This is a genomic window from Pseudomonas citronellolis, assembly GCF_001586155.1.
GTDB lineage: Bacteria > Pseudomonadota > Gammaproteobacteria > Pseudomonadales > Pseudomonadaceae > Pseudomonas > Pseudomonas citronellolis.
Genome location: NZ_CP014158.1, coordinates 5,740,610 through 5,754,624, shown reverse-complemented (window position 1 = coordinate 5,754,624; position 14,015 = coordinate 5,740,610). Strand labels below are relative to the sequence as shown.

Sequence of the window (14,015 nt, the reverse complement as noted above, 5' to 3'; positions counted from 1 at the left end):
CGCGCCCTGCGCGCGAATCGCGGGCAGGGCCCGCTCCTACAGGTTGACTGCGAATTTCCCATCCATGCCGGGAGATAACGGCGGATAACCGCGAATGCTTACTTCTTCGAGACGAAAAAAAGCGCGGCCCGAAGGCCGCGCAGGAAGAGAGTCGGAAGCTCGGTCGGATCAGAAGAAGCCCAGCGGGTTGATGTCGTAGCTGACCAGCAGGTTCTTGGTCTGCTGGTAGTGGTCGAGCATCATCTTGTGGGTCTCGCGGCCCACGCCGGATTTCTTGTAGCCGCCGAACGCGGCGTGCGCCGGGTACAGGTGGTAGCAGTTGGTCCACACGCGGCCGGCCTTGATGCCGCGGCCCATGCGGTAGGCGCGGTTGATGTCGCGGGTCCAGACGCCGGCGCCCAGGCCGTATTCGGTGTCGTTGGCGATAGCCAGGGCCTCGGCTTCGTCCTTGAAGGTGGTGACGCCCACCACCGGGCCGAAGATTTCTTCCTGGAACACGCGCATCTTGTTGCTGCCCTTGAGCAGCGTCGGCTGGATGTAGTAACCGGTGGCCAAGCTGCCTTCGAGCTTCTCGACCTGGCCGCCGACCAGCACCTCGGCGCCTTCCTGCTGGGCGATGTCGAGGTAGGAGAGGATCTTGTCGAACTGCTGCTGCGAGGCCTGGGCGCCAACCATGGTGTCGGTGTCCAGCGGGTCGCCGCGCTTGATCGCCTTGACCTTCTTCATCACCACTTCCATGAACTGCGGGTAGATGGATTCCTGCACGAGGGCGCGGGACGGGCAGGTGCACACCTCGCCCTGGTTGAAGAAGGCCAGCACCAGGCCCTCGGCGGCCTTCTCGATGAAGGTCGGCTCGGCCTGCATGATGTCTTCGAAGTAGATGTTCGGGCTCTTGCCGCCCAGTTCCACGGTGCTGGGGATGATGTTCTTCGCCGCGCATTCGAGGATGTGCGAGCCCACCGGGGTGGAGCCGGTGAAGGCGATCTTGGCGATGCGCTTGCTGGTGGCCAGCGCCTCGCCGGCTTCCTTGCCGAAGCCTTGGACGACGTTGAGCACGCCCGGCGGCAGCAGGTCGCCGATGATCTCCATCAGCACGCAGATGCCCAGCGGCGTCTGCTCGGCCGGCTTGAGCACCACGCAGTTGCCGGCGGCCAGGGCCGGGGCGAGTTTCCAGGCGGCCATCAGCAGCGGGAAGTTCCACGGGATGATCTGCCCCACCACGCCCAGCGGCTCGTGGATGTGGTAGGCCACGGTAGTGTCGTTGATCTCCGCGGCCGAGCCTTCCTGGGCGCGGATGCAGCCGGCGAAGTAGCGGAAGTGGTCGGCGGCCAGCGGGATGTCGGCGTTGAGGGTTTCGCGCACCGGCTTGCCGTTGTCCCAGGTCTCGGTGACGGCGAGCACTTCCAGGTTCTGTTCGATGCGGTCGGCGATCTTCAGCAGGACCAGCGAGCGCTCCTGCACCGAAGTACGACCCCAGGCGTCGGCCGCGGCATGGGCGGCGTCCAGGGCCTTGTCGATGTCGGCGGCGTCGGAGCGGGGGAACTCGGCGATGGGCTGGCCGTTCACCGGCGAGGTGTTGACGAAGTACTGGCCGTTGACCGGCGGTACGAACTCGCCACCGATGTAGTTGCCGTAGCGGGACTTGAAGGAAACGACAGCACCTTGGCTACCGGGTTGGGCGTAACGCATGGTGGATCTCCTGGCTCTTGTGCTTGTTGGGGAGGACGCGTTTGCGGTCTGACAAGCGTAGAGCAAGGGCCGGGCCATGCCAGCGCGAACCGCGTGGTTGCTGGGCCGGCGGTCGGCTGGCGGGCGCGCGCCGACGGGCGGTGTGGCAGCGCTGGCACAGGCCGGGGTGACAGTTTGTCCCGCATCCGGTACAGCGGCTGACCGCCAGGTCACGCGGGCATTGCATTGCGCGGCGCGCTGGACGATGCTGCGGGAACGGTCGCCCCGGGACTGCCTGCCGTCCCTTCCGTGGAGAACCATAACAATGAGTGCGAACGCCATGAGTCGCCACGCCCGCCAGGTCATGACGGTGGCCCGCGGGCAGCAACCGGCCAGCGGCCCCGCCGCCGATCCGTCGATCGCCCGTTCCTGGCTGCGCTGCCTGGAGGAATACCACCTCGACCCGGCGCAGACGCTGCCGCCCACGGTGCTGGAGCACCGGCGCATGCTGGAGCGCCGCGAAGGCCTGCAGCAGGTGCTGGAGATCGCCAGCGGCGAGATGACCAGCCTGCGCCAGCAGCTCGCCGGCGCCGGCCACGCGGTGCTGCTCACCGACGCCCGCGGGGTGATCCTCAACCGCGTTTGCGACGAGGCCGAGCGCGCCACCTTCGAGCACGCCGGGCTGTGGCTGGGCGCCGACTGGAGCGAGGCCCGCGAGGGCACCAACGGCATCGGCACCTGCCTCATCGAGCGCCAGGCGCTGACCATCCACCGCGACGAACATTTCCGCAGCCTGCATACCGGCCTGACCTGCTCGGCGAGCCCGGTGTTCGACCCCCACGGCGAACTGCTGGCGGTGCTCGACGTGTCCTCGGCGCGCCGCGACCTGTCGCGGCAGAGCCAGTTCCACACCATGGCCCTGGTCAACCTCTCGGCGAAGATGATCGAGAGCTGTTACTTCCTGCGCCGCTTCGAAGGCCAGTGGCTGCTGCGCTTCCATCTGCAGGCCGAGTACGTCGGGCTGTTCAGCGAGGGCCTGGTGGCCTTCGACGGCGCCGGGCGCATCCTCGCCGCCAACCAGGGCGCGCTGAACCTGCTCGACCGCCCGCGCGACGGCCTGCTCGGCCGCAGCGTGGAAGACTGCTTCGACATCCGCCTGGACGAGCTGCTCGGCCGCGCCAGCACCCAGGCCAGCCTCAGCTGGCCGCTGCGCAGCCATGCCGGGCGCCAGTTCCACGCCCAGCTGCGGGGCGAGCCGCGGCCGCTGGTGGTGCCCGTGGCGCGGCCGGCGCCTGTCGCCCCGGGGCTGTGCCTGGGCGACGAACACCTGGCCGCGGACTTCCGCCGCGCCCTCAAGGTCTATGCCCACGACGTGCCGCTGCTGCTGCACGGCGAGACCGGCTCGGGCAAGGAAGCCTTCGCCAAGGCCGTGCACCAGTCCGGCGAGCGCGCCGGCAAGGCTTTCGTCGCGCTGAACTGCGCGGCCATTCCGGAAAGCCTGATCGAGAGCGAGCTGTTCGGCTACCGCGGCGGCAGCTTCACCGGCGCGCGCAAGGAAGGCATGCGCGGCAAGCTGCTGCAGGCCGACGGCGGCACCCTGTTCCTCGACGAGATCGGCGACATGCCCCTGGCCCTGCAGACGCGCCTGCTACGGGTGCTGGAAGAGCGCCAGGTGGTGCCCCTGGGCGACGGCGTGGCGCAGCCGGTGGACCTGCGCCTGATCAGCGCCACCCACCGCAACCTGGAAGAGCTGGTGGCCGCCGGCACCTTCCGCGAAGACCTCTACTACCGCCTCAACGGCCTGGTGCTGCAACTGCCGGCCCTGCGCGAGCGCGAGGACCGGCCGCAGCTGCTGGCGCAACTGCTCGCCGAGGAATCCCGGGGCCGGTCCATCGTGCTCGACGAGGACGTGCGCCAGGTCCTGCTCGACCATCCCTGGCCGGGCAACGTGCGCCAGCTGCGCAATGTGCTGCGTACCCTGGTGGCGCTGAGCGAGGGCGGCCGCGTGCACCTGGCCGACCTGCCGGTGGACATCCGCCGCGCCGCGCAACCCAAGCCCGCGCCCGAAGCGGAGGCGCCCGCCGACTGCCTGCTCGACGCCGAGCGCGGCGCGCTGCTGGCGGTGCTGGAGGCGCAGCGCTGGCACATGAGCCGCACCGCGCAGCAGCTGGGCATCAGCCGCAACACCCTCTACCGCAAGCTGCGCCGCCACGGTTTGAGCCGCTCCGTACCGTAGGGCGTACAACCGTTCGCGGTTGTACGCCGTTTGACCCAGGCCCCAGGCGGCTCCGGGTTCGACCTTGGCGGTGGGGGCGGCTGTGTAGATGGACGGCTTCAGGTTCGACCTTGGCTTTGGGTGAAGATTGGGTGTATCGGCGTATAACCGCGAACGGTTATACGCCCTACGCCAGGCCCACCAATGGCTTGCGTGGAACCCCCGCCCAATGGCGCCGTCTGATACATCCAGCCACCCCGCCGGCACCCGGCGCTGTGCTAATCTGCCGCCCATTCGAAGCGCCTTCCCAGGCTTGATTGCAGGAGTCTGCATGCATATCCACATCCTCGGCATCTGCGGCACCTTCATGGGCTCGCTGGCCGTGCTGGCCAAGGAACTGGGGCACCGCGTCACCGGTTCCGACGCCAACGTCTACCCGCCCATGAGCACCCAGCTGCAGGCCCAGGGCATCGAGCTGATGCAGGGCTACGAGCCCGCCCACCTGGAGCCGGCGCCGGACCTGGTGGTGATCGGCAACGCCCTGTCGCGCGGCAACCCGGCGGTAGAGTATGTGCTGAACAAGGGCCTGCCCTACGTTTCCGGCCCGCAGTGGCTGGCCGACCACGTGCTGCAGGGCCGCTGGGTGCTGGCCGCCGCCGGCACCCACGGCAAGACCACCACCAGCAGCATGCTGGCCTGGGTTCTGGAGCACGCCGGCATGAGCCCGGGCTTCCTGATCGGCGGCGTGCCGCAGAACTTCGGCGTCTCCGCGCGCCTGGGCGGCACGCCGTTCTTCGTGGTGGAGGCCGACGAGTACGACAGCGCCTTCTTCGACAAGCGCTCGAAGTTCGTCCACTACCGCCCGCGCACCGCCATCCTGAACAACCTGGAATTCGATCACGCGGACATCTTCCCGGACCTGGCGGCCATCGAGCGGCAGTTCCACCACCTGGTGCGGACCATCCCCGGGGAAGGCCTGATCATCCATCCTGAAAACGAAAGCGCGCTCAAGCGCGTGATCGGCATGGGCTGCTGGACGCCGGTGCAGACCACCGGCGAGGGCGGCCAGTGGCAGGCGCGCCTGCTCAGCGCCGACGGCTCGCGCTTCGAGGTGCTGTTCGACGGCGCCGCCCAGGGCACGGTGGAATGGGAACTGACCGGCCAGCACAACGTCGCCAACGCCCTGGCCTGCCTGGCCGCGGCGCGCCACGTCGGCGTGGTGCCGGAGCTGGGCTGCGCCGCGCTGTCGGCGTTCAAGAGCGTCAAGCGGCGCATGGAGAAGGTCGCCGAAGTGAAGGGCGTGACCCTCTACGACGACTTCGCCCACCATCCGACCGCCATCGCCACCACCCTCGACGGCCTGCGCAAGCGCGTCGGCGACGCCCCGGTGATCGCCGTGGTCGAGCCGCGCTCCAACTCCATGAAGCTGGGCGCCCACCGCGACGGCCTGGCGGACAGTGTCACCCAGGCCGACCGGGTGTTCTGGTACGCGCCGCCGAACCTGGGCTGGGACCTGGCCGCCACTGTGGCCGGCTCGACCGTGCCGACCCAGGTGTGCGACTCCCTGGAAGCCATCATCGAGGGCGTGAAGGCCGTGGCCACGCCGGGCACCCAGGTGGTGATCATGAGCAACGGCGGCTTCGGCGGCCTGCACGGCAAGCTGGCCAAGGCCCTGGAGGACTGAGATGGCGGGAGCCGAACGCGTCACCCTGGCGATGACCGGCGCCTCCGGCGCGCAGTACGGCCTGCGCCTGCTCGACTGCCTGGTGCAGGAAGACCGCGAGGTGCACTTCCTGATCTCCAAGGCCGCGCAACTGGTGGTGGCCACCGAGACCGACGTGACCCTACCGGGCAAGCCCCAGGCGATGCAGGCCTTCCTCAGCGAATACACCGGCGCCGCGCCGGGGCAGATCCGCGTGTATGGCAAGGAAGACTGGATGGCCCCGGTGGCCTCCGGCTCCGGCGCGCCCGGCGCCATGGTGGTGGTGCCTTGCTCCACCGGCACGCTGTCGGCGATCGCCAGCGGCGCCTGCAACAACCTGATCGAGCGCGCCGCCGACGTCGCCCTGAAGGAGCGCCGCCAGCTGATCCTGGTGCCGCGCGAGGCGCCGCTCTCCAGCATCCACCTGGAGAACATGCTCAAGCTGTCCAACCTGGGCGCGGTGATCCTGCCGGCGGCGCCGGGTTTCTACCATCAGCCGCAGACCATCGACGACCTGATCGACTTCGTGGTCGCGCGCATCCTCAACCAACTGGGCATCCCCCAGGACATGCTGCCGCGCTGGGGCGAACACCACCTTGTCAGTGACGAATAAGCTCCTCGCCGCCCTGATGCTGCTGCAACTGGGCGGCTGCGCCACCGTGAAGACCCTCAACGCCAACAAGCCCGGCGCCCCGCTGATCTACGCCGGCACGCGGCTGGACTGGTATTCCATCAACGGCGGTTGTTGCCCGCAGGATCATTACGGCACCGAGGCGCCGAAATACCCGCGGCTGGACCTGCCGGGGAGTGCGTTGCTGGACACTGTGCTGCTGCCGCTGTCGATTGCCGCGGAGTTGGGCATCGGCCTGCAGGTGTGGGGCGGGAATTGACGCCGCGGGCCTTGCCCGCGATTCGCGCGCAGGGCGCGCTCCTACAGGTGGGCGTTGCGTAGGAGCGGATCCTATCCGCGAACCGCGCCGGAGCCCCCGGCTATCGCGGACAAGGTCCTACAGGGGAATACCATACCTCATGCCGAACTGTAGGAGCGGGCCCTGCCCGCGAAATCGCGCGCAGGGCGCGCTCCTACAGGTGGGTGTCGCGTAGAGCGGATCTTATCCGCGAACTGCGCCGGAACCTCCGGCTATCGCGGACAAGGTCCGCTCCTACAGGGGAATGCCATGCCTCATGCCGAACTGTAAGCGGGCCCTGCCCGCGAAATCGCGCGCAGGGCGCGTTCCTGCAGGTGGGCGTCGCGTAGGAGCGGATCCTATCCGCGAACCGCGCCGGAACCTCCGGCTATCGCGGACAAGGTCCGCTACAGGGGAGTGCCATGCCTCATGCCGAACTGTAGGAGCGGGCCCTGCCCGCGAAATCGCGCGCAGGGCGCGTTCCTGCAGGTGGGCGTCGCGTAGGAGCGGATTCTATCCGCGAACCGCGCCGGAGCCTCCGGCTATCGCGGACAAGGTCCGCTCCTACAGGGGAAATGCCATGCCTCATGCCGAACTGTAGGAGCGGGCCCTGCCCGCGAAATCGCGCGCAGGGCGCGTTCCTACAGGTGGGCGTCGCGTAGGAGCGGATCTCATCCGCGAACTGCGCCGGAACCCCCGGCTATCGCGGACAAGGTCCGCTACAGGGGAATGCCATGCCTCATGCCGAACTGTAGGAGCGGGCCCTGCCCGCGAAATCGCGCGCAGGGCGCAACAGGAAACACCGTCGTAGGATGGTGTTGAGCGAAGCGATACCCATCGCCACGGCCGCATGGGTTTCGCCAAGGCTCAACCCATCCTACGAAGAGCGCCTTGGCGCTGTCGGGACTATTTCCCCAGCCTGCGCAGCTCATCCGACTCCACGAACCGCACACCCTTGCCCGTCTCCAGGGCCAGGCGCCAGAGGGCGCGGGCCAGGGCGCAGGCTTCGATGCCGTGCAACTTGCCGGGGAGGATGCGGGCGAAGGGCGCGGCGAGCAGTTCGGCCAGGCGGATTTCCTCGCGCTGGCCCAGCAGCAGGGACGGGCGGGCGATGGTCAGTTGCGCCCAGCCCTGTTTCTGCAGGGCCTCTTCCAGCTCGCCCTTGACGCGGTTGTAGAACAGCGAGGACTTGCTGTCCGCGCCCAGCGCGCTGACCACCACGTAGTGCCGCGCGCCGAGCTTGAGCGCGTGCTCGCCCAGGGCCAGCGGCAGGTCGTAGTCCACCGCCTTGAAGGCCGCCTCCGAGCCGGCCTCCTTGAGCGTGGTGCCCAGGCAGCAGAATACCGTGTCCACCGGCCCGGCCAGGTTGGGGATGAGTTCGGCCAGCGGGCCGATGGGGTTCTCCAGGCGCGGGTGGGCGGCCAGTGGCCGGCGCGTAGGCGCCAGCACGCGCTTGACCGTCGGCTCGCTGAGCATGCGGTCGAGCAGGTGTTCGCCGGTGAGGCCGGTGGCGCCGGCGAGAATGACATGCGTCGGTGTTGAATACATCCTGGTTTCTCCGCTGACACAGTTACAAGCGTAGTTGCCGGGCTATCGTTTTTCCTGCACGTGCCCCGCATCGGCGCTCAGGGCCCGGCTGGCCTGGCCCGCACGCAAGGTGTTCCAGCGCTGCAGCACGGCCGCTGGCGCCCACAGCTGCGGCTCGGAAGCGTCGAAGCCGTCCGCCGCCTCGCGCCGGGCGACCTCGCTGCTGGCCAGCTGGAAGGCCTGCTGCAGGTCGTCGGTGGCGTTCAGGGCGTTGGCGAACAGGGCCTGGCCGAAGTAGGTGAAGTCGGCTTCCTCGGAACAGCCGAAGGACACCCGGTCGCTGCGCGCCGCGGTCATGATCAGAGTCCTGTCGTCCTTCAGAGGTTCGATGAAGCCGCCGCTGTAGCAGGCCGAGATCACCAGCACCTTGTAGCGCTCCTTCAGCGGCGCGAGGAGTTCGGCCAGGTCGGCGGCGGGCAGGTTGTCCAGGCGGATGCCGGGCATGTCGAGGATCAGCTGGTGGTCGTGGCTGCCGTGGCTGGTCAGGTAGATGAACACCAGGTCTTCCGGGCCGCTGCTGCGCGCCAGGGCGCGGATCGCCCGCGCCAGGCTCTCGCGGGTGGCCATGGGGCGGTCGTCGGCATGGTTGCGGTTGTTCACCAGGGTGACCACGCCGCGCGCGCCGAAGCGCTGGCCGAGCAGGCGGGCGACGTAGTCGGCCTCGCGCAGGAACACGCTCTGCTTGCCGTCGCCGCCCACGCTCAGGGCGTACAGCTCCACCTGCGGCGTGGAAGGCGGCAGCGCGGCCAGGGCGCGGTCGAGCAGGCGGCCCTGTTCCAGCAGGCCGACCTCCACCGGGTTGGGCAGGCGCCGGCCCTGTTCGTCGCGGCGCAGCAGGCCGTTGCTCCAGGTGCCGGCCTGCAGGCGCCCGTCGGCGCCGCGCAGGCTGCCCTTGCCGGCGAACTTGCCGTCGGCGAACTGGCCACGGTAGACCTGGCCGTCGGCCTGGGTCAGCACGCCTTCGCCGGCGAAGCGCCAGTCCTTGAAGCCGCCTTCGTAGCGGCTGCCGTCGCGGCCTTCGTACTTGCCCTGGCCGTTCAGCGCGCCCTGGCTGAACTGGCCGCTCCACACGTCGCCGTCGGCGTTGACGAAGCGCCCCTGGCCGCTGAATTCGGTGTTCTCGAAGCCGCCCTCGTAGCGGTCGCCGTCGGCGTCGCTGAAGCTGCCCTTGCCGCGTAGCTGGCCGTTCTCGAAGGTGCCGGCGTATTCGTTGCCCTGGCCGTCGTCCAATTGGCCCTGGCCGTGGTAGAGGCCGGCGCGGAAGCCGCCCTGGTAGTGGCTGCCGTCGGCGCCGTGCCATTCGCCCGGGCCGTCGAACAGGCCCTTGGCGAAGCGGCCCCGGTACCAGGCGCCGTTGCCGTGCTCCAGGCGCCCCTCGCCATGCAGGCGGCCATCGACGAGGGCGCCGTGGTAGCGCGCGCCGTCGGGCAGCACCAGGTCGGCCGAGGGCTGGGCGGGGCCCTCGTCGCAGGCCGCCAGGGCCAGGATCAGGGCGAGGAGGGGAAGGTGCAGGCGCATGCGGCAGGTCGGTCACGGCGGTTTTGCACCAGTGTGACGCAAAAAAGCCCGCGGGCGCGGGCTTTTTTGCAGGGGGCCGGGCGCCGGCGTCAGACGAAGGCCAGGCTCAGCGATTCGGCGATGTAGGCCGGCTTGGGCAGGCCCTCGATCTCCAGGGTGCAGCGCGCCTTGATCAGCCACTGGCCGGGGTTCTTCTCGCTGACGTCGAGGATGGTCACCTGCAGGCGCACCCGCGAATCCACCGGCACCGGCTGGATGAAGCGCACGCTGTCGAGGCCGTAGTTGACCACCATCTTCGGGTTCTCCGGAAGCACCAGCAGGCCTTCGCAGAGCTTGGGAATCAGCGACAGGGAGAGGAAACCGTGGGCGATGGTGCCGCCGAACGGGGTCTTCTTCGCCTTCTCCGGGTCTACGTGGATGAACTGGTGGTCCTCGGTGCACTCGGCGAACTGGTTGATGCGGTTCTGGTCGATGGTGAGCCATTCGGAATGGCCCAGGTCCTTGCCAATGTAGTCCTTGAGGGTGCTGACGGGAACGAACGGCATGTTTTCCTCCGCGAACGCGTGTTGTTGTTTTTTGCGTGCGATGCAGCATGGCACAGGTCGATGACGGCTGCGCACCTATGCTTGAAGCGAATGCCATGCCATAGGCCGGGCGTACTTGGGCATAATGTCGGGCTTTTTCACAGGAGGTTGCCATGCTGCTCCGCGGCCTGACCTGGCTGGTGCTGTTCCAACTGCTGGGCACCGGTCTGAATGTTCTCATCCTGCCGATGATCCCCGGCCCCATCATTGGGCTGGTGCTGCTGCTGGCGTTCCTGCTGGCGCGCGGGGAAGTGGGCGAGCCGATCACGCTCGCGGCCTCCTCGCTGCTGCGCTACCTGCCGCTGCTGCTGGTGCCGCCGGCGGTGGGGGTGATGGTCTACGGCCGCCAGCTGCTGGCGGACTTCTGGCCGCTGGCCGGGGCCCTGGCGCTGTCGCTGCTGGGCTCCTTCCTGTTCGCCGGCTGGCTGATGCAGAAGCTGATCGACCGCCAGCGCGGCCGCAAGGAGGCCCGCGATGCTTGACTGGCACGGCGCCTGGCAGGCGGTCACCCATCACCCGCTGTTCTGCATCGGCATCACCCTGGCGACCTACCAGCTGGCCCTGGCGGCGTACGAGCGCACGCGCTGGGTGTTCCTGCAGCCGGTGCTGGTGTCCATGGCCATGGTGATCCTGGTGCTGCTGGGCACCGGTATCGATTACCAGGCCTACAGCGCCGGGGTCAGCGTGCTGACCGTGCTGCTCGGCCCGGCCACCGTGGCTCTGGCGGTGCCGCTGTTCCTCAACCTCAAGCGCATCCGCCAGCTGTTCTGGCCGACCCTGGTCACCCTGCTGGTGGCCGGCGTGCTGGCCACCGTGGCCGGCATCGGCCTGGGTTGGCTGTTCGGCCTGCGCGGCGAGCTGCTGATGAGCCTGGCGCCGAAGTCGGTGACCTCGCCCATCGCCATGCTGGTGGCCAGCCAGATCGGCGGCGTGGCGGCGCTGGCGGCGGTGTTCGTGCTGATCACCGGGGTGCTCGGCGCCATCCTCGGCCCGGAGCTGCTGCGCCGCATCGGCGTGCGCCACCCGGCTGCCCAGGGCATGGCGCTGGGCATGACCGCCCACGCCGTGGGCACCTCCCGAGCCCTGCAGGAGGGCGAGGAATGCGGCGCCTTCGCCGCCCTGGCGATGAGCCTGATGGGCGTGGCCACCGCAGTGCTGCTACCGTTGGCGGTAGCGTTGATCGCCTGAAGCAGGAAGATTCACATGAAGTTGCCGCTCTTCCCCCTCAACACCGTGCTGTTCCCCGGTTGCCGCCTGGACCTGCAGATCTTCGAGGCGCGCTACCTGGACATGATCGGCCGCTGCATGAAGCAGGGCGGCGGCTTCGGCGTGGTGTCCATCGTCGAAGGCCGCGAAGTGGGCGAGGCGCCGCAGGCGTTCAGCCAGGTCGGCTGCGAGGCGCTGATCCGCGACTGGCAGCAGTTGCCCAACGGCCTGCTGGGCATCCGCGTCGAGGGCGGCCGGCGTTTCCGCGTACTGGATACGCAGGTGCAGCCGGACCAACTGCTGGAAGCCGACGTGGCCTGGCTGGAGGAACAGCCCGACCAGCCGCTGACCGAGGAACACGACGACCTGGCGGCGCTGCTCGGCGCGCTGTCGCTGCACCCGATGGTCGCCACCCTGGAGATGGGCGGCGAGGTCCACGGCCAGCAGGAGCTGGCCTGCCAACTGGCCTACCTGCTGCCCTTCGAGCCGGAGCAGAAGCAGGTGCTGCTGGAGATGGACGACCCCACGGTGCGCCTGGCGCGCATCCAGGTGCTGCTGGAGCAGTTGCAGGGGGATCTGTTGGCCTGAGCGTTGTGGCCGCCCTGTAGCGGATCTCATCCGCGAATCGCGCCGTTGGTTCCGGCTATCGCGGACAAGGTCCGCTCCTACGGGGAGAGAATGCCATGCCTCACGGCAACCTGTAGGAGCGGGCCCTGCCCGCGATTCGCGCGCAGGGCGCGCTCCTACAAGGGAATGGCGTAGCGCAGCGATACCCATCGCCATGACCGCATGGGTTTCGCCAGGGCTCAACCCATCCTGCAAAAGCGCTTCAGATCACCAGCAAATCCATGAAGCGGTGCACCGGCGTGGCTTCCAGCTGCGCGGGGTCGTCGCACAGCGCGGTTATCTGCGCGCAGCGCTGCGGGGCGAAGCGGGTGGCCAGGGCGTTGCGGAACTTCGCCTCCAGCAGCGGGATGCCCTCGGCGCGGCGGCGGCGATGGCCCACCGGGTATTCCACCTCGATCTTCGGCGTGCTGCTGCCGTCGCTGAAGAACACCTGCACGGCGTTGGCGATGCTGCGCTTGCCCGGCTCCAGGTATTCGCGGCTGTAGCGCGGGTCCTCCACCACTTCCATCTTGTCGCGCAGGCGGTCGATCAGCGGGTGCGCGGCGTGGAAGGCGTCTTCGTAGTGCTCGGCTTCCAGGGTGCCGTAGATCAGCGGCACGGCGACCATGTACTGGATGCAGTGGTCGCGGTCGGCGGCGTTGGCCAGGGGGCCGGTCTTGGAGATGATGCGGATCGCCGATTCCTGGGTGTCGATGACGATGCGGGTGATCTCGCTGATGCGGTTGCGCACCAGCGGGTGCAGCTGCACCGCGGCTTCCACGGCGGTCTGCGCGTGGAACTCGGCGGGGAAGCTGATCTTGAACAGCACGTTCTCCATCACGTAGCTGGCGAAGGGCTGCGGCAGGCGGAAGCGGCGCTGGTCGTCGGGCTTGAGCGCCAGGTCCTTGTTGGTGTGGCTGAACAATACGTCGTAGAAGCCCCATTGCGGCGCGCTCAGCACGCCGGGGATGCCCATCTCGCCGCGCCGGGCGATGTCCGCCAGGCGCAGGCCGCGGCTGCTGGCGTCGCCGGCGGCCCAGGACTTGCGCGAGCCGGCGTTGGGCGCGTGGCGGTAGGTGCGCAGCGCCTGGCCGTCGACGCAGGCGTGGGAGAGGGCGGAGAGCAACTGCTCGCGGTCGGCGCCGAGCAGCCGTGCGCTCACGGCCGTGGAGGCGAGCTTGACCAGGAACACGTGGTCCAGGCCGACGCGGTTGAAGGCGTTCTCCAGGGCGAACACGCCCTGGATCTCGTGGGCCAGGACCATGGATTCCAGCACGTCGCCCATGCTCAGCGGCGGCTCGCCGTTGGCCTGGGCGCGTTGCGCCAGGTGGTCGGCGAGGCCGAGGATGGCGCCGAGGTTATCCGACGGGTGGCCCCATTCGGCGGCCAGCCAGGTGTCGTTGTAGTCCAGCCAGCGCACCAGCGCGCCAATGTCCCAGGCGGCCTTGACCGGATCGAGGCAGAAGCGCGTGCCCGGCACCCGCGAGCCGTGGGGCACCACGGTGCCTTCCACCTGCGGGCCGAGTAGCTTGGTGCATTCGGGGAAGCGCAGGGCCAGCAGGGCGCAGGCCAGGCTGTCCATCAGGCACAGGCGCGCGGTGTCGCGGGCCTCGGCGGAGTCGACGCGGTAGGTCAGGACGTAGTCGGCGATCTGCTGCAGGACGCCGTCGTAGTCGGGGCGGGTGTTCGGATCGGCGTTGGTGCTCATGGCGTGCTCCTGCGCGGTAATCCGGGAGAGTCTAGACGCTGGGGGCGCAAAGCTTTCGCGAACGATGGCGATGGGTATCGCTTCGCTCGACCCATCCTACGGCGAGCAGCTGCCGAGGTGCTCGCCTGCAACGTAGGAACTGTCTTGCGCCGAGGTGCTCTTCGTAGGATGGGTTGAGCTTGCGAAACCCATGCGGTTGCGCTGATGGGTATCGCTTCGCTCAACGCCATCCTACGAAAAGCCGTGCTTCCTGGAACCGTAGGATTCATCCGCGATTGCGCCGGCCAGGGCCATCGCGGACGGAATCCGCTCC

At 68.8% G+C, this 14,015-nt stretch carries 12 protein-coding genes; 7 read left to right on the top strand and 5 right to left on the bottom strand.

Annotation, left to right across the window (positions count from 1 at the left end):
• Positions 1 to 168: 168 nt before the first annotated feature.
• Positions 169 to 1,689 carry an acetaldehyde dehydrogenase ExaC gene (gene exaC / locus PcP3B5_RS25190; RefSeq protein ID WP_043314043.1) on the bottom strand — a complete coding sequence of 507 codons (1,521 nt, stop codon included), beginning with the start codon at positions 1,687 to 1,689 and terminating at the stop codon, positions 169 to 171.
• Positions 1,690 to 1,993: 304 nt separating this feature from the next.
• On the opposite strand from exaC, the gene PcP3B5_RS25185 reads away from it, so the two are divergent.
• From PcP3B5_RS25185 to PcP3B5_RS25170, 4 genes are all read left to right on the top strand, one after another.
• Positions 1,994 to 3,904 carry a sigma-54-dependent Fis family transcriptional regulator gene (locus PcP3B5_RS25185; RefSeq protein WP_061562702.1) on the top strand — a complete coding sequence of 637 codons (1,911 nt, stop codon included), beginning with the start codon at positions 1,994 to 1,996 and terminating at the stop codon, positions 3,902 to 3,904.
• 310 nt (positions 3,905 to 4,214) lie between these two features.
• Positions 4,215 to 5,567 carry a UDP-N-acetylmuramate:L-alanyl-gamma-D-glutamyl-meso-diaminopimelate ligase gene (mpl, locus tag PcP3B5_RS25180; RefSeq protein WP_061562701.1) on the top strand — a complete coding sequence of 451 codons (1,353 nt, stop codon included), beginning with the start codon at positions 4,215 to 4,217 and terminating at the stop codon, positions 5,565 to 5,567.
• A 1-nt stretch (position 5,568) separates the two neighbouring features.
• A complete protein-coding gene (gene ubiX, locus PcP3B5_RS25175; protein WP_009615976.1) occupies positions 5,569 to 6,198 on the top strand; it encodes a flavin prenyltransferase UbiX in 630 nt (209 codons plus the stop codon).
• Between the two features lie 16 nt (positions 6,199 to 6,214).
• The gene (locus PcP3B5_RS25170) at positions 6,215 to 6,475 is read left to right on the top strand and encodes a YceK/YidQ family lipoprotein (protein ID WP_009615977.1); all 261 of its coding nucleotides are present in this window, start codon (positions 6,215 to 6,217) and stop codon (positions 6,473 to 6,475) included.
• Between the two features lie 924 nt (positions 6,476 to 7,399).
• On the opposite strand, the gene PcP3B5_RS25165 is transcribed toward PcP3B5_RS25170, so the two are convergent.
• The 3 genes from PcP3B5_RS25165 to PcP3B5_RS25155 form a co-directional block, all read right to left on the bottom strand.
• Positions 7,400 to 8,041, bottom strand: coding sequence for an oxidoreductase (locus PcP3B5_RS25165; protein ID WP_009615978.1), 642 nt, complete (start codon positions 8,039 to 8,041; stop codon positions 7,400 to 7,402).
• A gap of 42 nt (positions 8,042 to 8,083) precedes the next feature.
• Positions 8,084 to 9,598, bottom strand: coding sequence for a C13 family peptidase (locus tag PcP3B5_RS25160; protein WP_061562700.1), 1,515 nt, complete (start codon positions 9,596 to 9,598; stop codon positions 8,084 to 8,086).
• Positions 9,599 to 9,687: 89 nt separating this feature from the next.
• Positions 9,688 to 10,143: a MaoC family dehydratase gene (locus tag PcP3B5_RS25155; protein WP_009615980.1), complete on the bottom strand. Its 456-nt coding sequence runs from the start codon at positions 10,141 to 10,143 to the stop codon at positions 9,688 to 9,690.
• Between the two features lie 152 nt (positions 10,144 to 10,295).
• On the opposite strand from PcP3B5_RS25155, the gene PcP3B5_RS25150 reads away from it, so the two are divergent.
• Genes PcP3B5_RS25150 through PcP3B5_RS25140 form a run of 3 tightly spaced genes read left to right on the top strand, consistent with a single transcriptional unit; the run spans position 10,296 to position 11,976 of the window.
• On the top strand, positions 10,296 to 10,664 hold the full coding sequence (locus PcP3B5_RS25150; protein WP_009615981.1) for a CidA/LrgA family protein: 369 nt from the start codon (positions 10,296 to 10,298) through the stop codon (positions 10,662 to 10,664).
• Positions 10,657 to 11,370, top strand: coding sequence for an LrgB family protein (locus PcP3B5_RS25145; protein WP_061562699.1), 714 nt, complete (start codon positions 10,657 to 10,659; stop codon positions 11,368 to 11,370). The genes PcP3B5_RS25150 and PcP3B5_RS25145 overlap by 8 nt, the downstream gene beginning before the upstream one ends.
• Positions 11,371 to 11,385: 15 nt before the next feature.
• Complete coding sequence (locus PcP3B5_RS25140) at positions 11,386 to 11,976, top strand: LON peptidase substrate-binding domain-containing protein (protein ID WP_043273207.1); 591 nt, start codon at positions 11,386 to 11,388, stop codon at positions 11,974 to 11,976.
• A 241-nt stretch (positions 11,977 to 12,217) separates the two neighbouring features.
• Here PcP3B5_RS25140 and prpD read toward each other — a convergent pair whose 3' ends face one another.
• Positions 12,218 to 13,702 (bottom strand): 2-methylcitrate dehydratase, encoded by a 1,485-nt coding sequence (prpD, locus tag PcP3B5_RS25135; protein WP_043273206.1) that lies wholly within the window; start codon positions 13,700 to 13,702, stop codon positions 12,218 to 12,220.
• Between the last annotated feature and the right edge of the window lie 313 nt (positions 13,703 to 14,015).

Bases quoted from the DNA above. Each gene is read 5' to 3' on its own strand.
- PcP3B5_RS25140 (WP_043273207.1), top strand. From the start codon at position 11,386: ATGAAGTTGCCGCTCTTCCCCCTCAACACCGTGCTGTTCCCCGGTTGC.
- mpl (WP_061562701.1), top strand. From the start codon at position 4,215: ATGCATATCCACATCCTCGGCATCTGCGGCACCTTCATGGGCTCGCTG.
- ubiX (WP_009615976.1), top strand. From the start codon at position 5,569: ATGGCGGGAGCCGAACGCGTCACCCTGGCGATGACCGGCGCCTCCGGC.
- PcP3B5_RS25170 (WP_009615977.1), top strand. From the start codon at position 6,215: ATGCTGCTGCAACTGGGCGGCTGCGCCACCGTGAAGACCCTCAACGCC.
- PcP3B5_RS25150 (WP_009615981.1), top strand. From the start codon at position 10,296: ATGCTGCTCCGCGGCCTGACCTGGCTGGTGCTGTTCCAACTGCTGGGC.
- PcP3B5_RS25160 (WP_061562700.1), bottom strand. From the start codon at position 9,598: ATGCGCCTGCACCTTCCCCTCCTCGCCCTGATCCTGGCCCTGGCGGCC.
- prpD (WP_043273206.1), bottom strand. From the start codon at position 13,702: ATGAGCACCAACGCCGATCCGAACACCCGCCCCGACTACGACGGCGTC.
- PcP3B5_RS25185 (WP_061562702.1), top strand. From the start codon at position 1,994: ATGAGTGCGAACGCCATGAGTCGCCACGCCCGCCAGGTCATGACGGTG.
- PcP3B5_RS25155 (WP_009615980.1), bottom strand. From the start codon at position 10,143: ATGCCGTTCGTTCCCGTCAGCACCCTCAAGGACTACATTGGCAAGGAC.
- PcP3B5_RS25145 (WP_061562699.1), top strand. From the start codon at position 10,657: ATGCTTGACTGGCACGGCGCCTGGCAGGCGGTCACCCATCACCCGCTG.
- exaC (WP_043314043.1), bottom strand. From the start codon at position 1,689: ATGCGTTACGCCCAACCCGGTAGCCAAGGTGCTGTCGTTTCCTTCAAG.
- PcP3B5_RS25165 (WP_009615978.1), bottom strand. From the start codon at position 8,041: ATGTATTCAACACCGACGCATGTCATTCTCGCCGGCGCCACCGGCCTC.